The sequence below is a fragment of the Halobaculum sp. P14 genome (assembly GCF_051195155.1).
GTDB lineage: Archaea > Halobacteriota > Halobacteria > Halobacteriales > Haloferacaceae > JBNTKA01.
Genome location: NZ_JBNTKB010000006.1, coordinates 37,066 through 56,836, shown reverse-complemented (window position 1 = coordinate 56,836; position 19,771 = coordinate 37,066). Strand labels below are relative to the sequence as shown.

Below are 19,771 nucleotides of genomic sequence, written 5' to 3'. Positions count from 1 at the left end.
GACGCGTCGGTGGAAAACGGTAAACGGGCAGGCCGCAAACGCGCGGCCATGACCGACGACGAGGGCGTGACGCTCACGGTCCGCGGCGCGGCCAAGCGCGACGCCGGCCGCGGCATCGCCCGGCTCCCCGACGGCGCGATGAGCGCGCTCGGCGTGCTCTCCGGCGAGACGGTCCGCATCGTCGGCGACGGCGAGACGGCCGCGAAAGTGTGGCCCGCCGGCGCCGGCGTCGACGACGGCGACCTCCAGGTAGACGCGGAGACGCGGGCGAACGCCGGCGCCAAAATCGGCGAGACCGTCCGCGTCACCAAAGAGCGCGTCGGCGACGCGGACGCCGTCGTGCTGGACGCGCCGGCGTCGCTCGACGACGTCGACATCGACGCGGAGACGCTCGCCGCCGCCGCGAAGCGCGACCTCGACGGCCGGCCCGTCACGGCCGGCGAGCAGGTGCGGCTCTCCCACCTCGGCGGCTCCGTCTTCGTCGTCGCCGACACGGCGCCGGACGGCCCCGTCAAAATCCACGACGGAACCGACGTGACGGTCCGACGCGGCGACCGCGGCGGCGACCGGGACGGCGCGGCGACGCGGACGAGTGGCGCCGGGACGGAGCGGTCCGGCGGCGGCGCCTCTCGCCGACGTGGTAGCGGAGACTCCAGTTCGCCAGGCGGCGCTGCGGGCGGCGCGTCGGGCGGCGGCCCAGCCACCGGCGACGCCGAGTCCGGCGCGGCGGCGGGTGGCGGTTCGAGCGGTGCGGCCGGCTCGTCGCCGCCGGCGGACGGCGTCACCTACGAGGACATCGGCGGCCTCGACGACGAACTCGACCTCGTCCGGGAGACCATCGAACTCCCGCTCGCCGAGCCGGAGGTGTTCACGCGGCTCGGCATCGACCCGCCGAAAGGCGTCCTGCTGCACGGGCCGCCCGGCACCGGGAAGACGCTCATCGCGAAGGCGGTCGCGAACGAGGTGAACGCGACGTTCATCTCGGTTTCGGGGCCGGAAATCACGTCGAAGTACAAAGGCGAGAGCGAAGAGCGGCTCCGCGAGGTGTTCCAGCAGGCCGACGAGGACGCGCCGAGCATCGTCTTCTTCGACGAGATCGACTCCATCGCCGGCGAGCGCGGCGACGGCGACATGGAGAACCGCATCGTCGGCCAGCTGCTGTCGCTGATGGACGGGCTCGACGCCCGCGAGGACGTCGTCGTCATCGGCGCGACGAACCGCGTGGACGCCATCGACCCGGCGCTCCGCCGCGGCGGCCGCTTCGACCGCGAAATCGAAATCGGCGTGCCGAGCGAGGCCGGCCGCCGCGAGATTCTGCAGGTCCACACCCGCCGGATGCCGCTCGCGGACGACGTCGACGTCGACCGGCTCGCCGCGCGGACGCACGGCTTCGTCGGCGCCGACATCGACTCGCTGACGACGGAGGCGGCGCTGACCGCGCTCCGCCGCGCCCGCCGCGACGACGCCGCGGTCGACCTCGGGTCGGTGTCCGTCACCCGCGCCGACTTCGACGCGGCGTTCGCGTCTGTCGGGCCGTCCGCGATGCGCGAGTACGTCGCCGAGCAGCCGGAGACGACGTTCGACGACGTCGGCGGCCTCGACGACGCGAAGGCGACGCTGGAGCGTGCCGTGACGTGGCCGCTGACGTACGGCCCGCTGTTCGACGCCGCCGGCGCCGACCCGCCGACCGGCGTCCTGCTGTACGGGCCGCCTGGCACCGGGAAGACGCTGCTCGCGCGCGCCATCGCCGGCGAGTCCGAGGTGAACTTCATCCAGGTCGCCGGGCCGGAGCTGCTCGACCGCTACGTCGGCGAGTCGGAGAAGGCGGTCCGCGAGCTGTTCGAGCGCGCCCGGCAGGCCGCCCCGAGCATCGTCTTCTTCGACGAAATCGACGCGGTCGCCGGCGACCGCGACGGCGCGAGCGACTCCGGGGTCGGCGAGCGCGTCGTCTCCCAGTTGCTCACCGAACTCGACCGCGCCGCCGAGAACCCGAACCTAGCGGTTCTGGCGGCGACGAACCGGAAGCAGTCCCTCGACGACGCGCTGCTCCGCCCCGGCCGGCTCGAATCGCACGTCGAAGTCCCGCGGCCCGACGAGGCGGCCCGCCGCGAAATCCTCCGGGTGCACGCCGCCGCCAAGCCGCTCGCGGACGACGTCGACCTCGACGCCGTCGCCGCCGACACCGACGGCTACTCCGGGGCCGACCTCACCGCGGTCGCGCGGGACGCGACGATGCGCGCCGTCGAGCGCGTCGCCGACGAGTACGGCGCCGACGCCAACGACCACGCGGACGCGCTCACCGTGACGCACGCCGACTTCCTCGCCGCCGTCGAAACGGTCCAGCCGAGCGGCCGGTGACGACGCGGTTCCAGTGGGCGTCCCCGTGAGGCCCGTTGGCGCCCGGAAAAGGCTGCGTGAGCCGCGGTTCTGAATCGCGCGGACCTCGGACGCGCGGCGTCGTCGGACGCGGGACGAGTTCGGCACCGACTGTCGGCCGCCGGAAGCCCCGGCAAGGCTCACCCGAACCGGAGACGTGAACCGGCGTCCCTCGGCAGCGTCCACATGGCTCTGCTCCCGGACGAGGCCATCGAGCGCCTGACGGCGACGTGTCGGACCACCGCCGGCGACAATCTCCGGTCGGTGACGTACTTCACGCGCGAGGACTTCATGCAGGTGTACCTCCGCGACGACCTCGCGCGGGACGCCGACCTGATGGGGTTCATCGGGAACGAACGGCAGGACTTCTCGATGACCCACGACGCCTACGAGGGCTCCGAACTCGGCGACTACCGCTACACCATCCGGGTGTTCGAGAACGGCTACCTGCTCCGCGTCGACGGCGAGGACCACGGCGTGTTCGTCACGACCGACGCCATGGAGATCCGCGACTACAACGCGCTCGCCAGCGCCATCGAGGAGACGCTGAGCGAGTGGGAGTGGGAGCAGCGCTGACCGGGGACCTGCCACCGCGCCGCGTTCCGCCGTCCTCTTTGCGTCCGCCGACGAACCGGGCGTCATGACTGCTGCTGCGCCGAACCGCAACGCGCTGTGGGCGCGCGCGCTCGTCGACGAACTCGCGGCCGCCGGCGTCGACGCCGTCTGCGTCTCCCCGGGCTCGCGCTCCACGCCGCTCACCGTCGCCGCCGCCGAACACGACGACGTCCGGGTGTTCTCGCACCTCGACGAGCGCTCGGCGGCGTACTTCGCGCTCGGCCGGGCGCGCCGCACCGGCGAGGTGACGCCGCTCGTCTGTACCTCCGGCACCGCCGCCGCGAACTACCACCCCGCGGTCGTCGAAGCCGACGAGGGCCGCGTCCCGCTGCTCGCGCTGACCGCCGACCGGCCGCCGGAGCTGCGCGACTCCGGCGCGAACCAGACCGTCGACCAGGAGAAGCTGTACGGCGACGCCACCCGCTGGTACAAGGACCTCCCGGAGCCGGAGGCGACGCCGCGGAAACTTCGGTCGCTCCGCACGACCGCGGCGCAGGCCGTCGCGCGCGCCGAGGGGACGCCGGCCGGCCCGGTCCACCTGAACGTTCCGTTCCGGAAGCCGCTGGAGCCGGTTCACGTCGACGGCGATGTCCCGGCTGACCTCCCGGAGTCGGCGGCGCGCGGCCGCGACGGCGCCTACGTGTCGACGACGCGCGGCCACGCCGTCCCGGACGACCGCGACGTCGAGAAACTGGCGACGGCGCTGGAAGCCGAACGCGGCCTCGTCGTCGCCGGCCCCGCGGACCCGCCCGGCCCGGACCCGGAGGCGATGACGGCGCTGGCGCACGCGACCGGCTTCCCGGTGCTCGCCGACCCGCTCTCCGGGCTCAGATTCAGTTCGTCGACGCGGGTCGCGCCGGTGCTCGGCGGCTACGACGGCTTCCTCGCGGACGGCGCCCCGGCGTCGTGGCCGGACCCGGAGGTCGTGCTGCGAATCGGCGCGTCGCCGACGTCGAAGCCGCTGCGGCGCTACCTCGCCGACACGGACGCCCGGCAGTTCGTCGTCGACCCGGCGGCCGGCTGGCGGGAGGCCGAGTTCGCCGCCACCGACCTCGTCGTCGCTGACCCGTCGCGGCTCGCCGCCATCGTCGCGCGCCGCATCACCGGGCCGTCGTCGGCGGCGTGGCGCGACCGCTGGGAGGCCGCCGAGCGGACGCACTGGGACGCCGTCGACGACGCCGTCGCCGGCGACGAGCCGTTCGAGGGGCGCGTGCTCGCCGACGTCGCGGAACTGGCGCCGGAGCCGGCGACCGTGTTCGTGTCGAACTCGATGCCGGTGCGGGACGCCGACCGGTTCGCGAGGCCGCGCGCGAAGAGCCTCACGGTGCTCGGGAACCGCGGCGCCTCCGGCATCGACGGCATCACGTCGACGGCGCTCGGCGCCGGCTCCGCGACGACGGACGACCTGACGCTCGTCACCGGCGACCTCGCGTACTACCACGACATGAACGGGCTGCTCGCGCTCGGCCGCTGCGACGTCGACGCCACCGTCGTCTGCGTCAACAACGACGGCGGCGGTATCTTCCACATGCTCCCCATCGAGCGGTTCGACCCGCCGTTCACCCAGCAGTTCAAGACGCCGCACGACCTCGACTTCGCGGCGACCGAGGCGCTGTACGACCTCGAGTTCGCCCGCGTCGACGCCGCCGACCGCGACGGCTTCCGCGACCTGTACCGCGACGCCGTCGGCAGCGACGGCACGCAGGTCATCGAGGTCGACAGCGACGCCGAGCGGAGCCACGCCGTCCGCGACCGCGTCGCCGCCGACGTCGCAGAGCGCCTCCGGAGCGACGAGTAGCGGGCGGCCGAGAGCGGTCACTCAGAACGGCACCTTGAGGAGGTCGCCGCCGGCGGTCGCGAGGTACGCGCCGTCGGCGTCGGCGGCCGGCGTCGGCGGGTACTCGCCGCTGAGCGTCGCGCGCCAGCGCTCGTCGCCGTCGCTGACGCCGTGGGCGTACACGGTCCGCGCCCCGCCGTCGCTGGAGACGACGGCGTCGCCGCCGCGGGCGCGCGGGAGCGCGACGTCCGACGTGTCGGCGCTCCACAGTTCGTCGCCGCTGCCGCGGTCGACGGCGACGACGCTGGCGCCGGCGTTCGTGTACAGCGCCTCGTCGTCGAACGGGACGCCGGTGAGGAGGCCGCCGCGGTCGTACCGCCACCGCTCGGTGCCGTCGGGCGACAGCCGGAGCACGGCGTCGCCGCCGACGTAGAGGTCGTCCGGGGTGCGCAGCGACGACACCGTCGCGTCCCGAAGCGACCACTGCTCGTCGCCGGACGCGGCGTCGAGCGCGACCAGCGACGGCCCGTCCGCGTTCTGCGCGAACGGCTGGAGGCCGACGAACAGCCGGCCGCTTCCGACCGCGCTCGCGCCGATGTCGGCGTCGCCGTCCGGCGAGTACCGGAACCGGTGGGTGCCGCCCGCCAGCCCGAGGCAGTCGACGGCGCCGTACGTCTCCACCGCGGCGTAGCGCCGCCCGACCGCGCCGTCCATGCCGTCGCCGGTGTCGGCGCGCCACCGCCGCGTCCCGTTGTGGAGGTTCACGGCGAACGTCGTCTCCTCGCGGCCGCCGCCGATGGCGTCGTCGTGGGTCGGAATCACCGCCGCGCCGTCGCCGAACCCGGCGACCTGGTGGAACTTCCGGAGCGGCGACTCGTACCGCCAGCGCTCGTCGCCGCCGGGCGTCAGCGCGTGCAGCACGTAGTCGTGCGCGCCGGTGCCGACGCTGACGCCGACCAGCGCGTACAGCGTCCCGTCGTGGACGTGCAGCGACGCCGTCGGCCGGCCGTACTCGGCGTCGACCGTCACCGGCGACTCGAACGTCCACCGCGTCTCCCCGGACGCCGCGTCGAGGCCGTACACGGTGGTGTCGACGACGACGGCGACGCGGTCGGCGACGACCGCCGGGTCGGTCCTGAGGGTCCCGTCGAACGACCGCGTCCACGTCGCCGCCGCGCCGGTGAGTTCGACGCCGGCGGCGTCGGGCGTCTCGCTCGTCGGCGTCGACGACGTCGCCGGGGGCGTCTCAGTCGGGGTGTCGGCGTCGGTCGGGTTCGGCGTCTCGCCGCCGCCGTCGGCGCAGCCGGCGAGCGCGACGAAGCCGGCGCCGGCGAGCTGGAGGGCGCGTCTGCGGGAAACCATGAGTCGGTTCCACCACCGCCGCTCCGGGGTATGTGCTTTGTGGGCAGCCAAGCGGACGGCTGCGACAGGCGGTGCCGTCGGCGGCAGACCGTGCGGCCGTCGGTGTTTTCCGGGCGCCGTCGCACAGTCCGGTGTGAAACGAGTCGTCATCGCGGGCGCCGCGGGCCGGGACTTCCACGACTTCAACGTCGCCTTCCGCGGCCGGGAAGACGCCGAGGTCGTGGCGTTCACCCGCGCGCCCGGACAGAACCTCGGCGAGGCCGACGGCGGCTTCCGGCGCTACCCGGCGGCGCTCGCCGGCGACGGCTACCCGGACGGCATCCCCGTCGAGCCGGAGGCCGACCTCGAACGGCTGGTCCGCGACCGCGACGTCGACGAGGTGCTGTTCTCCTACTCCGACGTCAGCCACGAACACGTCATGCACGTCGCCTCGCGGGCGATGGCGGCCGGCGCCGAATTCCGGCTGCTCGGCCCGGACGCCGTGATGCTGTCCGCTGACGTCCCGGTGCTCGCCGTCGACGCCGTCCGCACCGGCTGCGGGAAGTCGCAGGCGTCGCGGGCGCTCGCCGCCGAACTCGACTCCCGCGGCGTCACGCCCGTCGTGGTCCGCGAGCCGATGCCGTACGGCGACCTCGTCGAGCGCCGCGTCCAGCGGTTCGAGACGCGCGCCGACCTCGACGAGGCCGGCGTCACCATCGAAGAGCGCGAGGAGTACGAACAGCACGTCGACCGCGGCCACGTCGTCTACGCCGGCGTCGACTACGAGGCCGTCGTCGAGCAGGCGGCCGCCGAGGCCGACGTGCTGGTGTGGGACGGTGGCAACAACGAACTCCCGTTCGTCCGGCCGGACGTCCACCTCGTGCTCGCCGACCCGCTCCGCCCCGGCGCCGAAACCGGCTACCACCCCGGCGAGACGAACCTCAGGCTCGCGGACGCCGTCCTGCTGAACAAGGAGAACAGCGCCGACCCCGACGACGTCGACGCCGTCGCGTCGGCGGTCCGCGAGACGAACCCCGATGCCGACGTGCTGCACGCGGATTCCGTCGTCACCGTCGACGACCCAGACCGGGTCGCGGACGCCCGCGTGCTGGTGGTGGAGGACGGCCCGACGCTCACCCACGGCGACGCCGCCTTCGGCGCGGGCAGCGTCGCCGCCGAGCAGTTCGGCGCCGCCGAGCGCGTCGACCCGCGGGACGCCGCCGTCGGCTCCATCGCGGACGTGTTCGACCGCTACGACCACCTCGGGCCGGTGCTGCCCGCGATGGGGTACACCGACGAGCAGCGCGCCGACCTCGAAGCCACCATCCGGCGCTGCGACTGCGACGTCGTGCTCGCCGGGACGCCGCACGACCTCGGCCGAATCGTCGACGTCGACGTCCCGGTCGTCCGCGTCCGCTACCGCATCGAACCGCACGAATGGTCGTTCGCCGGGTTCGTCGACGACCACGCCGCCGAACTCGGCCTCGACGACTGACCGCCTCGCTCTCTCCCCGCCCGCCTCTCACCGCTCCACCAGTTGCCTGTCCGACAGAACTAAGGCGGAGTGTAAAACAGGCTTTACTGTCAAGCGAACTTTACGGAAAGCGAGCTTGACGATAATGCCGCACAGACGGCCCTCCAGCAACCATGTCCGAATCACGCTCCCGAGACTGGCTCCCCGTATCGTCCGGCAGCTACGGCGTCGCCGCCGCGCTCGCGGTGGCGGCGTGGGTGCTGCTCGAAGTCGCGTTCAGACACGGCGTCGCCGCCGTCCTCGCCGACCCGCTCGGCACCGCCCTCGGCGCGGACATGGCGGCGACGCTGCTGTTCCTCCCGGTCGCCGCGTTCGTCATCACCGAACTCGGCTCGGCCGCCGGCGTCGACCGCGCCGACTGGGACTACGACGTGGCGCTGCGTCCGCTCGTCGCCGGCGTCGGCGGCACCGTCCTGTTCTTCGCGCTGTACCTCGCCGCGCTCGCCGGGCTGGTCGCGGCGCTCGGCGCACCTCAGTCGGCCGGACTCGGCGGCGGCGGTGCCGGCGGAACCGGGACGCCGACGTGGGCGCTCGCGTTGTTCGTGGCCGTGAACGGCGTCGCCGTCCCGGTCGCAGAGGAGCTGGCGTGGCGCGGCGTCGTCCAGACGGCGCTGACCGAACGCCTCGGCGTCGCCGCCGCGGTCGCCGTCACCGCGGTCGCGTTCGTGCTCAAGCACCTCGTCGTCGACGCGCCGGTGCTGCTCGGCGCCTCCGCGCTCGTCGTCGGGACGCGGCTGGCGTCGCTGGTGCTGCTGTCGACCGTGCTCTGTCTGCTCCGCGCGAGATACGGCACCGCGAGCAGCACCGTCGCGCACGTCTGCATGAACGTCCCGGCGTCGCTCGCCGCCCTGCTGGCGTAGGTCACCGCGACAGCCGACCGCTCCCGACGTACGCCAGCGCCAGCGCCCCCGCGAGGACGACGACGCTGGCCGCGGCCTCGGGAAGCACCGACGCTCGCTCGTTCGCCAGCCCGACCAGGAGCAGCACCCCGGCGGCCGCGGCGGCAGCGGGGTGCGCCGCGAGTTCCCCGCCGAACAGCCGCGCCGACCAGTACAGCATCGTGACCTGTGACGCCAGGACGTCGCCGAGCGGACGGTTCTCGTCGGGGTTCTCCGCCGGTTCGGCGTCGGCGAGCGCCGCGGCGTCGACCGCGACGACGTCGCCGGTGTGGACGCGTCGGCCCTCACCGTCCGCGACCCGGAGCAACGCGGCTGTCTCCGCCTCCTCGTCGACGCCGACGACGCGGTAGGTGCCGTGGGGGTGGTCGCCGCCGGTCAGCCGGACGTGGTCGTACACGGCAGGCGCGGTCATCACCGCCGACGTCGCACGCGACCGCCGTAAATCCGGAGGGCGGCGCTCGCGGTGTTCACGCTGGTCCCGCCTCGCGGTCGGCGGCCGCGCGCGGCGAGACGGACACTTTTTGCGGTCGGCGGGCGCGCCATCCAGTATGAGCGACGACGACCGCACCGGCGACGACTCGGTTTCGGCGCTGTTCGACCCGGCGCGCTGGGAGCCGGTGGACGGCAGCGACGCGTTCGACGACGTCACGTACCACCGCGCGGTCGACTCCGCGACGGTCCGCATCGCGTTCGACCGGCCGGCCGTCCGGAACGCGTTCCGGCCCGGCACCGTCGACGAACTGTACGCCGCCCTGGAGGACGCGCGGAAGCAGGCGGACGTCGGCTGCGTGCTGCTCACCGGGAACGGGCCGTCGCCGAAGGACGGCGGCTGGGCGTTCTGCGCTGGCGGCGACCAGTCGGTGCGCGGCGAGTCCGGCTACGAGTACCGCGGCGGCGACGAGGCCGACGAGAGCGAGGACGAACTCGTCCGGCAGGCGAAGGCCGGCAGGCTCCACGTCCTGGAGGTGCAGCGGCTCATCCGGTTCATGCCGAAGCCGGTCGTCGCGGTCGTCCCCGGCTGGGCGGTCGGCGGCGGGCACTCGCTGCACGTCGTCTGCGACCTGACGCTGGCGAGCGACGAGCACGCCAAGTTCCTGCAGACCGACCCGGACGTCGCGAGCTTCGACGGCGGCTTCGGCTCCGCCTACCTCGCCAAGCAGGTCGGCCAGAAGAAGGCGCGGGAGGTGTTCTTCCGCGGGAAGACCTACTCCGCCGAGGAGGCGGTCGACATGGGGATGGCGAACGAGGCGGTGCCGCACGACGACCTGGAGGACGTGGCGCTGGAGTGGGCCGACGAGATGACCGCGAAGTCGCCGACGGCGATGCGGATGCTGAAGTACGCGTTCAACATGACCGACGACGGCATGGTCGGCCAGCAGCTGTTCGCCGGCGAAGCAACCCGGCTCGCCTACATGACGCCGGAGGCCCGCGAGGGCCGCGACGCCTTCCTCGACGGCCGCGACCCGGACTTCTCCGACTACCCCTGGCACTACTGACGCGGCGCCGCAGGGCTCCGGGGGCCGTCAGCGACGCGCCGGACCGGAAGACACTTTTCGCCGTCCGCCTCCCTCCCGACATGAACCTCTCCGGGAAGTCCGTGCTGGTGACCGGGGGCGCGGGCCTCATCGGGTCGCACCTCGCGTCGTCGCTCGCGGCGGACAACGACGTCCGGGTCGCCGACGACTGCTCGAAGGGCGACCCGGGTCGGCTGCCCGACGACGTCGAGTTCGTCGAGGCGGACATGACCGACGAGGGCGACGTGGCGGCGGCGGTCACGGGCGACCTCGACGTCGTGTTCCACCTCGCGGCGTACACGGACACGAACTTCGACGACGACCGGCGGCTGTTCGAGGAGAACTCGGAGATGACGTACAACGTCCTCGAACGGATGGACGAGGTCGGTGTCACGAACGTCGCGTTCACGTCGTCGTCGACGGTGTACGGCGAGGCGCCGCGGCCGACGCCGGAGGACTACGCACCGCTGGAGCCCATCAGCATCTACGGCTCGTCGAAGCTCGCCGACGAGGCGCTGCTTTCGACGTACGCGCACAGCTACGGGTTCACGGCGTGGGTGTTCCGGTTCGCGAACATCGTCGGGCCGTACCAGCGCGGGAACGTCGTCCCGGACTTCATCCAGAAGCTGCAGGCGGACCCGGAGACGCTCGAAATCCTCGGGAACGGCCGGCAGGAGAAGTCGTATCTGCACGTGACCGACTGCGTCGACGCCATCCGCCACGTCGTCGAACACGCGGAGCGCGACCTGAACACGTACAACCTCGGGTCGCGGACGACGACGTCCGTGAACCGCATCGCCGACATCGTCGCCGACGAGATGGGGCTGGACCCGACGTACGAGTACACCGGCGGCGACCGCGGCTGGACCGGCGACGTCCCGAAGATGCGGCTCTCCGTCGAGAAGCTCTCCGCGCTCGGCTGGGAGCCGCCGGCGTCGAGCGACGACGCGATTCGCCGCGGCGTCCGCGACCTCCTTGACGAACTCGCCTGACGCCGCCGATGCGGCCGCCGCCGACGGAACGACCCGCGCCGTCGTGACCTCGGGCGACCGAACGACCTGCGCCGCCGTAGCCGCCGGCGACGTGCGTCGGACGGCCGTCGTCTCCGCGTCTCGCGCGCGTCGGCCTCAGCCGAAGATTCACATGGGAACGGACGCCTAGCCCCGCGTCAACATGGGGATCGTCGAAGCGGTCGCCAGGGCGGTGGTCGGCGGCGAGTCGGGGGTGGCGGAGGACACCTTCCGGTACCGCTGTGTCGACTGCGACACGGAGTTCGAGCGCCCGAAGACCCGGATGGTCCGCGTCCGGTGCCCGGAGTGCGGCTCGATGAACCTCCGGGACGCGGCGGGGTGACGGCGCCGCCGCGTTCGGCCCGGTTCGCCCCGCATAGACACGCCTTTAGCGGACGGGGCGCTACGAGGGGGCGTGCAAATCGTCGGGTACGAGACGCCGGACGGCGCGCTGTACGTCACCGACAGCGACGCCGCCCCCGACGCGGCGGACTCCGCTTCGGTCGGCGTCGACCGCGTCGCGCTGGAGCCGGGCGATAGCCTCGACTGGACGCTCGGCGACCGGCACTGCGCCGGCACGATACACGACGGTAGCCACGTCGGCTGTGACGCCGCGGCGGCGCCGTACTGCCGCGACCACCGGTCAACGTGGGTGTGCGCGCGCTGCACCGGGACGTGCCTGAAAGACGAGATGGACTGCTTCGACGACCACGCCGTCTACCTCGCCGCGTTCGCCCCGGACACCGTGAAGGTGGGCGTGACGAAGGAGTGGCGGCTCGACACGCGGCTCCGCGAGCAGGGCGCCGACCGCGCCGCGCACGTCCGGACCGTCGAGAACGGCCGCCTCGCCCGCGAAATCGAGGCCGGCATCGCCGAACACATCCCGGACCGGGTTCGCGTCCCCACCAAAATCGACGGGCTCGCCGCCGCGGTCGACGACGACGCCTGGGACGCCGTCCTCGCCGACTACGACCCCATCGAGACGTTCAGCTTCGACTACGGACTCGGCCTCGACGACCGCCCGGTCGCGGAGACGCTCGCCAGCGGCACCGTCGTCGGCACCAAGGGCCGCATCCTCGTGCTGGAGAACGCGGGCACCGCCTACGCCGTCGACATGCGCGACCTCGTCGGCCACGAAATCCGCGTCGGCGACGACGGAGACGCCGGACGCGACGTCCAGTCGAGCCTCGGCGCGTTCGGCTGACCCGCTGGACGTCGACGCTGCGGCGCTCGCCGCAGCCAGGTGGTCGGCGCCGCGGCGCTGCGCGGCTACGCGCCGGCTCCTCGTTCCTCCGCGGCTCGACGCGCATCGACGGTGAGCAGCGCCGCAGCCGCGACGAGCAGCAGCGTCGGCGCGACGAAGAACCAGCCGACGCTGAACAGTCCGATGAGCGAGACGACGGCGCAGACGGCTCCCGGAGGGGCCGCGTCGGCTCAGTTCCAGTCGGCGTCCGAGAGCGTGCGCTGGACGGCTTCCTCGCCGACGGCCGCGGCGAGCCGCTCGAACCCCTGCCGCTCGGTGCGGTCGGAGGCGTTCGCGACGAGCCGGGAGACGATGAACTCCGGCGTCGACTTCCCGACGGTGCCGAACCGCGGCTGGTAGTCCACCTTCAGTTCGAGGTCGCTGGTCAGCCCCTCCGCGAAGATGCCGTCGACGCGGGCGACGTCCGGCAGCGGCGACAGGTCGTCCGCGAGGTGCGTGACGTACGCGCCGAGCGCGCCGCGGTCCACGGTGAGCTCGACGAGGCCGTTCAGCAGGTCGGCGGCCCGGCCGGGCTCCGTGATGGCCTCGAACTCGTCGACGAGCATCAGCGTCCGGCCCTCGCCGGAGAGCGGCGGGACGATGGACTTCAGCGTGGATTCGAGCACGCCGGCGTTGAACGACGCGTGCCGCCGGTGGAAGACGACGGTGTCGAACGTCCCGACTTCGGCCGCGGCGGCCGGCACCGGCAGCCCCATCGACGCGAGCACGACCACCTGACACAGCGTCTCCAGCAGCGTCGTCTTCCCGCCGGAGTTCGCGCCGGTCAGCACCGCGACGCGGTCGCCGCTCGGCGCCTCGACGTCCAGGCCGTGGTCGCCGACGGCGTACGTCACCGGCTGGACGTCGTCGCCGAGGAACAGGTTCCGGGCGCCCTCGACGGCGACGCCGTCCTCCGCGTGGCCGGGTCGCGTCAGACCGTACTCGGCGGCGAACCGGCCGAGCGACAGCTCGAAGGCGATGTCGCTGACCGCGAGCACCGCCGCGTCGACGTCGTCGCCGGCGGCCTCCACGTCCGCCTCCAGCTCCTCGCGCACCTCGGCTTCGCGCGCCGCGACCTCGTCGGCGAGCGAGTCCGCGAGGCCGCGCAGCGTCGCCGACACGAAGTCCGCGGTGTCGACGGCGTCCGACGGCGCCGCGGACTCGACGCGGCCGCGCGTCAGGTCTGTCTCGCTGGCGACGTACTCGACGACCGCCGACTGGAACGCGTCGGCGTCGCGGACGCCGCGCTCGCGGACGGTCTCGATGACGTCGAACGCGGAGTCCGCGAGGCTCTGGGCGGCGTCGCGGTTCTCCCGCAGCCGGTCGAGCGTCTCGTCGGCGCCGGCGGCGACGTCGCCGTCGGCGTCGAGGTACTCGAGCGCGGCCTCTGCGTCCCGCAGCGCCGCGTCGTCCATGTCGTCGAGCGCCGCGAACGTCCCGCCGGTCAGCCCGGCGTCCCGAAGCGCCAGCGCGCACGACACCGCCGCCCGGTCCGTGCCGCCCGCCTCGTCGTAGGCGTCGAACGCCGCGAGCACGTCCTCGCGCGCGGACTCGTCCAGCCCCGCCCAGGCGTCGCGCGCCTGCAGCACGTCGTCGAGCCGCGACTCGCGGTCGTCGGGGTTCGTCAGCGGCGTGAGCACCCGGACGCGGTCCGAGGCGTGCTCCGTGACGGCGTACTCGCTCGCGAGCGTCAACAGCCGGTCGTACACGTCCCGGGCGTCGCCGGTCCCGAACAGGTCCATCCCGGCCGCGCCGTTCGCCCGGCGGAGCACCCGGACGGCGCGGCCGCGCGGCACCCCGGCGTCCGCGAGCGCCCGGACGTCGGCGGACTCGATGGCCGCGACGGCCGCCGCCTCCCCGACCGCCTCGCGGAGCGTCTCGGCGGTCTTCGGGCCGACGCCCCAGTAGTCCTCCAGTCGCATACCCGCCCCTGTGGCGCCGACCCCTTAGTCGCTACCGATGCATCGGCGACCTGACGTTCAGACGCTGCCGCCGCGACCGTCGCTGTCGGTGTTGCTACCGCTGTCGCCGTCTCAGTCGCCGTCTCAGTCGCCGTCGAGGGCGCCGTTCAGGACTTTCGCGGCGACCAGGACCGGGTCCCAGACCGGCGAGAACGGCGGCGCGTACGCGAGGTCGAGCCGTTCGACCTCGCCGACGGTCATCCCGGCTTCGAGCGCCGTCGAGACGGTGTCGATGCGGATGGCGGCGCGGTCCTCGCCGGCGATGGCGCCGCCGAGCAGCCGGCCGGTGTCGCGGTCGGCCGTCAGCGTCACGGTGGTGTCGTCGCCGCCGGGGTAGTAGCCCGACCGGGAGCCGGCGGTGACGGTTTCGCTCACCGGGTCGAAGCCGGCGTCGCGCGCCTCGTCGTGGTCGACGACGCCGGCGCGGCCGCACTCCACGTCGAACGCCTTGACGACCGCGGTGCCGACGACGTCGCCGACCGGGGTCGGGTCGCCGGCGACGGTCGCGCCGACGGCGCGGCCCGCCCGGTTCGCGGTGAGGCCGAGCGGCACCCACGTCGACTCGCCGGTGACGGCGTGGCGCGCCTCGGCGCAGTCCCCGACGGCGTACACCGACGGCGCGGACGTCCGGCCGTAGTCGTCGACGGCGACGGCGCCGCCCGCCCCGAGGTCGACGCCGGCGTCCGCCGCGAGGCCGCTGTTCGGCTCGACGCCGACGCCGACGACCGCGAGTTCGACCGGGAGCGCCCCGCCGCCGTGGCTGACCGCCGACAGCGCCCCGTCGTCGCCGCTGAGCCGTTCGACCGGCGTGCCGAGGTGGAGCGTGACGCCCTGCTCGCGGAGGTGGGTCTCGACGCGGTCGGCGACGGCGTCGCCGAACGCCGGCAGGACGTGCGGGCCGCGCTGGAACAGGTGGACGTCGACGCCGTGGGCGGCGAGCGCCTCCGCGGTTTCGACGCCGACGTAGCCGCCGCCGACCACCGCGGCGCGCTCGGGCGGGTCGCGGTCGGCGTACCGCCGGACGAGCGACGCGTCCGTGTAGTCGTTCCCGACGGTCTCCGGGTCGACGGCGCCGGGCGGTTCGAGGAACGCGCGGAGCGCGGCCGCGGCGTCCATGTGGTGCAGCGTGAACGCGCCGTCGAGGTCCGCCCCCGGAATCGGCGCGGTCGCGCGGGCGCCGGTGCCGAACAGCAGGTCGCCGTACGGCTGGTCGAACTCGCCGTTCGGCCCGCGGACCGTCACGGTCCGCGCCGCGGTGTCGACGCCGACGACCTCGCGTTCGCGCCGCAGGTCGATGCCGCGGTCGCGGATTTCGGTCGGCGTCAGCGACGTGAGCCGGAGCAGGTCGTCGACGTCGCCTTTCACGTAGTATGGCATGCCGCAGTGGGAGTACGACACCCAGCGGCCGCGCTCGAACACGACGACGTCGCGGTCTGCGTCGGTCTCGCGGACGAACTTCGAGGCCGCCGAGAGGCCGGCGGCGTCGCCGCCGATGACGACGAACGGGTCGGTCATGCGTTCCCCGTCGGCGGCCGGCATAATAAGCCCCCGCCAGCCCTGAATGAACGGTCGTTCAATTCCGGTACCGATTTACCGGCGGAGGAACCTCGGACATCTGAGCTTCATGCCCCGCACTGCAACCCACGTCCTTCTCGCGTCGCTGGTGCTGCTCGCCGGCGTCGCGGCCCCCGTCGCCGCCGACGGCTTCGTCGTCGTCACGGTCGACAAACCGAACGAGGAACCGGTCCCCGAAGAGCCGTTCACCCTCAACGTCACCGTCTCGAACGCGGAGGGAAGCGCGAACGCCTACACCGTCACCGACCTCGAAATCCTGGAGGGGCGGAACAGCTCCTCCGAAGAGGTGGAGACGAAAGACGTCTCCGAGCGCGTCGCGCCCGGCAACACCGCGGAGCTCTCCATCGAGCCGACGCTGAACGAAACCGGGACGCACCGACTGTACGCACATATCACGCTGCTGGAAGCGGACGGCGACCGACGACGAATCGTCGAACCGGTGTCCGTCACGGTGTACCGACCGAGCCCGCAGCTCGAACTGTCAGTCGAGGAGGCCGTCGCGGGCGCCGAACGCTCCGTGAACGTCACCGTCGCGAACGGCCTCGACGTCCAGCTCAGCCAGCTCGACCTCACCGTGTCGACGCCGGCGTCGAACGTCACCTTCGGCGCGACGAACCGCGTCCGGGCAGTGCTCGCCGCCGAGAGCGCCGCGACGTTCTCGTTCCCGGCGAAAGCGGTCGCCACCGGCCGCTACCCGGTGACCGTGACGCTCCGGTACTCCGAGAGCGGGAACCGCCGCACCGTCACCGAGACGTTCAACGGCGACTTCACGGCGCCGCAGAACCCCGGCCGCATCCGGCTCACCGGCGTCAACGTCGTCCGGAACGGCGACGTCCTCGCCATCTCCGGCAGCGCCGCGAACATCGGTGGCGACCAGGTGAGCAGCGTCGTCGTCAGCGTCCAGAACGCCGACGGCGTCACCGCCGCCCAGCCGCAGCCGGACTACTTCGTCGGCACCGTCGACGGCAGCGACTTCGTCTCGTTCGACCTGAACGCGAAGCTCACCGGCGACCGGACGACGGTCCCGATTCGCGTCGAGTACGTCGTCGACGGCGTCCAGCAGTCGTACACGACGGAGATACAGGTCGGTCAGGAGGCGCTCGCGACCCCTGAGCCCGCGAACACTGGCGGCTCGTTCCCGACGCTGCCGGCGCTCGTCGGCCTCGCGGTCGTCGCGCTCGCCGCGGTGGTGCTCTGGCTCCGCCGATGACACCCGACAGCGGCTCGGCCACCGGTTCGGCCGGTAGTTCTGACGGCGGATCGGCCGGCGACGTCGACCCGGTCATCGCCGGCGACGACGTCGTCAAGGAGTACGAGACCGGCGGCGAAACCGTCCGGGCGCTCCGCGGCATCGACTTCCGCGTCGACCCCGGCGAGTTCGTCGCCATCGTCGGCCCGTCCGGCTCCGGGAAGTCGACGCTGCTCAACATCCTCGGGCTGCTCGACGTGCCGAGCGATGGCGTCGTCACGCTCCACGGCACCGACGTCGAGACGTTCACCGACCGCGAGCGCACCCGGCGCCGGAAGGAGGTCATCGGCTTCGTGTTCCAGAGCTTCTACCTCATTCCGACGCTGACCGCGCTGGAGAACGTCGAGATTCCGCGGCTGCTCGACCGGACGCCGAAGCAGACCCGCGAGACCGCCCGCGACCTGCTCGAACGGGTCGGGCTCGGCGAGCGCGTCAGCCACTACCCGGACGAGCTCTCCGGCGGCCAGAAGCAGCGGGTCGCCATCGCGCGGTCGCTCGTGAACGAGCCGGAGCTGCTGCTCGCAGACGAGCCGACCGGGAACCTCGACCGCGACACCGGCGACCAGATCCTCGAGGAGTTCGAGCGTATCACCGACGAGGGCGTCGCCGTCGTCACCGTCACGCACGACGACTACGTCGCGGAGTTCGCCGACCGCGTCGTCAACCTCATCGACGGCACCGTCCGCGAGGACGGCGAGGTGGTGACCGGATGAAGCTCCGAGAGCGGCTCTGGGGGAAGTTCCCGCGGCTGCTCATCGCGCGCCGGAACCTCACGCGCGCCCGGACGCGGTCGGCGCTCGCCATCGCCGCCATCGTCATCGGCGTCGTCGCCATCGGCGCCATCGGCGCCGGCGGCGTCGCGTTCAAGCAGTCGCAGCTGCAGACCATCGGCACCATCGGCTCCGACCTCCAGGTGTACCCCGGAGAGGACAAAGAGCCGGCGGTCATCACGGAGGCCGACGTCGCCACCATCGACCGCGTCACCGGCACAGCGGAGATAATCCCGCTGCAGCAGGGGAGCGGCCAGGTGGTCCAGCGCGGCGAGACGTCCGGAAGCGTGACGCTGTACGGCGTCAGCAACCCGAAGCGGCTGTACACGGTCGCCGAAGGCAACGTCCCCGGGAACTGGCGGAACGGCGCGCTCGTCGGGCAGACGCTCGCCGACCAGTACGACCTCGAACCCGGAAACAAGGTGACGGTGCGCCGCACCGTCACGCGGAACGGCGAGACGCGGACCATCGACGAGACGTACCGCGTCGCCGCCGTCCTCGAAGACGAGGGGCAGGCGTCGGTCGCCCGCCCGAACCAGGCCATCGTGCTGCCGCCCGGCGTGTTCGCCGACGACATCTACATGCAGGTCGTCGTCCGCACCGACGACGTCCGCGAGGCGAACGCGACCGCAGAACGCATCCGGGAGGCGTTCAACGGCCGCCGCGAACGAATCGCCGTGTTCGAGCGCGGCCAGGTCGCCCAGCAGATCGACGAGGCGTTCCGGCTCATCAACCTCTTCCTCGTCGGCATCGGCGCCATCTCGCTCGTCGTCGCCGGCGTCTCCATCGCGAACGTGATGCTGATGTCCGCCATCGAGCGCCGCGAGGAGATCGGGGTGCTGCGCGCCGTCGGCTACGAGAAACTCGACATCCTCCGCGTCATGCTCGCGGAGGCGGCGCTGCTCGGCATCATCGGGTCGGCGCTCGGCGCGGCGCTCGCGTTCGCCGCCGTGCTGCTCATCAACGACGTGCTGCTCGGCGACCCGCTCGCCGCGGCCGCCGGCGGCGTCCCGTACATCGTCGGCGGCGTCGTCTTCGGCGTCCTCGCGAGCATCGTCGCCGGCATCTACCCGGCGTGGAAAGCCGCGAACGAACGGCCGGTCGAGGCGCTCCGCGGCTGACGCCGACACCGACGTCGGCCAGTCAACGGCGTCGATGCCGGCGCCGATGTCGACGTCAACGCCGACGCGGCGGTCGCTCGTCGCCGCGCCGTTTTCGGTCGCCGATTTCAGTTCCACCCCTCGCCTCGTGTCCGGGTCGTCGCGGACGCGACCCGGGAGTCGAGCGTCGACACTGCCGGACGAAGAGCCGGTCGGCGCCGCGTCGCCGGTCCGGTTCTCGGCGGTTCAGTAGCCGTCGGGTGCGGGCTGTCCGCTGCCGCCGCCGCGTTCGCGGTAGCCGCGGAGGAGTTCTTCGAGAATCATGCCGGGGCGGTCGGTCGGGTCGTAGTTCTCGTCGATGAACTGCTCGGCCTCCGCGAAGTCGTTCCGGAGGCCGTACTGCCGCACCGTGATGACGGCGCTCAGGAAGTCACGGCCGCCGTCGGCGCCGATGAGCACCGGCTCCTCGTCGAGGTCGAGTTCCTCGCGGAGGTCCGCGTAGTTGAACGTCTCCGGCTCCCAGTCGTCGTCGACGAGCGCCAGGACGTACTCCGCGGAGAACCGGTAGAACTCGGACTTGCTCTCGAAGACGCCGTCGTCGACGAGCCGGTCGATCTCCTCGACCACCGCGTCCGGGTAGCGAACCGTGTCCTTTGCCATGAGATGTGCTCCTTCGGTGAAGATTCCGCTCGAAGAATATCAAGTCTTCGGGGTCGGTGAAAGTACCGGGGCGGCGAGCCCGTCGGCGGCCCGTCGGCGACGCGCTCGCCGGAACCGGGCGGTTCACGTGCGGCGTCCCCGAAGCCG

At 72.9% G+C, this 19,771-nt stretch carries 17 protein-coding genes; 12 read left to right on the top strand and 5 right to left on the bottom strand.

Features of this window, described 5'->3' with window-relative positions; genetic code table 11:
• Positions 1–48 precede the first annotated feature (48 nt).
• The 3 genes from ACQUS7_RS11950 (at position 49) to menD (ending at position 4,789) form a co-directional block, all read left to right on the top strand.
• On the top strand, positions 49–2,358 hold the full coding sequence (locus tag ACQUS7_RS11950) for an AAA family ATPase (RefSeq protein ID WP_435147282.1): 2,310 nt from the start codon (positions 49–51) through the stop codon (positions 2,356–2,358).
• Positions 2,359–2,562: 204 nt separating this feature from the next.
• The gene (locus tag ACQUS7_RS11945) at positions 2,563–2,952 is read left to right on the top strand and encodes a DUF7522 family protein (protein ID WP_435125189.1); all 390 of its coding nucleotides are present in this window, start codon (positions 2,563–2,565) and stop codon (positions 2,950–2,952) included.
• Positions 2,953–3,016: 64 nt separating this feature from the next.
• Positions 3,017–4,789, top strand: a complete 1,773-nt coding sequence (gene menD, locus ACQUS7_RS11940) for a 2-succinyl-5-enolpyruvyl-6-hydroxy-3-cyclohexene-1-carboxylic-acid synthase (RefSeq protein WP_435147279.1) — start codon at positions 3,017–3,019, stop codon at positions 4,787–4,789.
• A 21-nt stretch (positions 4,790–4,810) separates the two neighbouring features.
• Here menD and ACQUS7_RS11935 read toward each other — a convergent pair whose 3' ends face one another.
• Positions 4,811–6,130, bottom strand: coding sequence for a PQQ-binding-like beta-propeller repeat protein (locus ACQUS7_RS11935; protein ID WP_435147276.1), 1,320 nt, complete (start codon positions 6,128–6,130; stop codon positions 4,811–4,813).
• 133 nt (positions 6,131–6,263) lie between these two features.
• Between ACQUS7_RS11935 and ACQUS7_RS11930 the strand changes: the two genes are divergently transcribed.
• Positions 6,264–7,604 (top strand): GTPase, encoded by a 1,341-nt coding sequence (locus ACQUS7_RS11930; RefSeq protein ID WP_435147273.1) that lies wholly within the window; start codon positions 6,264–6,266, stop codon positions 7,602–7,604.
• A gap of 152 nt (positions 7,605–7,756) precedes the next feature.
• On the top strand, positions 7,757–8,503 hold the full coding sequence (locus tag ACQUS7_RS11925) for a CPBP family glutamic-type intramembrane protease (protein WP_435147270.1): 747 nt from the start codon (positions 7,757–7,759) through the stop codon (positions 8,501–8,503).
• Position 8,504: 1 nt separating this feature from the next.
• Here the strand turns inward: ACQUS7_RS11925 and ACQUS7_RS11920 are convergent, their stop codons facing one another.
• Positions 8,505–8,954: a hypothetical protein gene (locus ACQUS7_RS11920; RefSeq protein ID WP_435147267.1), complete on the bottom strand. Its 450-nt coding sequence runs from the start codon at positions 8,952–8,954 to the stop codon at positions 8,505–8,507.
• A 136-nt stretch (positions 8,955–9,090) separates the two neighbouring features.
• Here ACQUS7_RS11920 and ACQUS7_RS11915 point away from each other — a divergent pair, with 136 nt between their 5' ends.
• From ACQUS7_RS11915 to ACQUS7_RS11900, 4 genes are all read left to right on the top strand, one after another.
• Positions 9,091–10,038: a 1,4-dihydroxy-2-naphthoyl-CoA synthase gene (locus tag ACQUS7_RS11915; RefSeq protein ID WP_435125203.1), complete on the top strand. Its 948-nt coding sequence runs from the start codon at positions 9,091–9,093 to the stop codon at positions 10,036–10,038.
• Positions 10,039–10,118: 80 nt separating this feature from the next.
• Positions 10,119–11,048, top strand: coding sequence for an NAD-dependent epimerase/dehydratase family protein (locus ACQUS7_RS11910; protein WP_435125206.1), 930 nt, complete (start codon positions 10,119–10,121; stop codon positions 11,046–11,048).
• Between the two features lie 181 nt (positions 11,049–11,229).
• Complete coding sequence (locus ACQUS7_RS11905) at positions 11,230–11,409, top strand: FmdB family zinc ribbon protein (protein ID WP_435147263.1); 180 nt, start codon at positions 11,230–11,232, stop codon at positions 11,407–11,409.
• A gap of 72 nt (positions 11,410–11,481) precedes the next feature.
• Positions 11,482–12,270 carry a DUF2797 domain-containing protein gene (locus ACQUS7_RS11900; RefSeq protein ID WP_435147260.1) on the top strand — a complete coding sequence of 263 codons (789 nt, stop codon included), beginning with the start codon at positions 11,482–11,484 and terminating at the stop codon, positions 12,268–12,270.
• A gap of 230 nt (positions 12,271–12,500) precedes the next feature.
• Here the strand turns inward: ACQUS7_RS11900 and ACQUS7_RS11895 are convergent, their stop codons facing one another.
• Positions 12,501–14,231 (bottom strand): DNA mismatch repair protein, encoded by a 1,731-nt coding sequence (locus ACQUS7_RS11895; protein WP_435147257.1) that lies wholly within the window; start codon positions 14,229–14,231, stop codon positions 12,501–12,503.
• 123 nt (positions 14,232–14,354) lie between these two features.
• Positions 14,355–15,785 carry an FAD-dependent oxidoreductase gene (locus tag ACQUS7_RS11890; protein ID WP_435147254.1) on the bottom strand — a complete coding sequence of 477 codons (1,431 nt, stop codon included), beginning with the start codon at positions 15,783–15,785 and terminating at the stop codon, positions 14,355–14,357.
• A 109-nt stretch (positions 15,786–15,894) separates the two neighbouring features.
• Between ACQUS7_RS11890 and ACQUS7_RS11885 the strand changes: the two genes are divergently transcribed.
• From ACQUS7_RS11885 to ACQUS7_RS11875, 3 genes are read left to right on the top strand one after another with little or no spacing between them, the layout of a single operon-like run.
• Positions 15,895–17,055 (top strand): hypothetical protein, encoded by a 1,161-nt coding sequence (locus ACQUS7_RS11885; protein WP_435147252.1) that lies wholly within the window; start codon positions 15,895–15,897, stop codon positions 17,053–17,055.
• Positions 17,052–17,807, top strand: coding sequence for an ABC transporter ATP-binding protein (locus ACQUS7_RS11880; protein WP_435147250.1), 756 nt, complete (start codon positions 17,052–17,054; stop codon positions 17,805–17,807). The genes ACQUS7_RS11885 and ACQUS7_RS11880 overlap by 4 nt, the downstream gene beginning before the upstream one ends.
• Positions 17,804–18,985: an ABC transporter permease gene (locus ACQUS7_RS11875; RefSeq protein WP_435125223.1), complete on the top strand. Its 1,182-nt coding sequence runs from the start codon at positions 17,804–17,806 to the stop codon at positions 18,983–18,985. Before ACQUS7_RS11880 ends, ACQUS7_RS11875 begins: the two co-directional genes overlap by 4 nt.
• A gap of 225 nt (positions 18,986–19,210) precedes the next feature.
• On the opposite strand, the gene ACQUS7_RS11870 is transcribed toward ACQUS7_RS11875, so the two are convergent.
• On the bottom strand, positions 19,211–19,624 hold the full coding sequence (locus ACQUS7_RS11870) for a ribbon-helix-helix domain-containing protein (RefSeq protein ID WP_435125226.1): 414 nt from the start codon (positions 19,622–19,624) through the stop codon (positions 19,211–19,213).
• Positions 19,625–19,771: the final 147 nt, after the last annotated feature.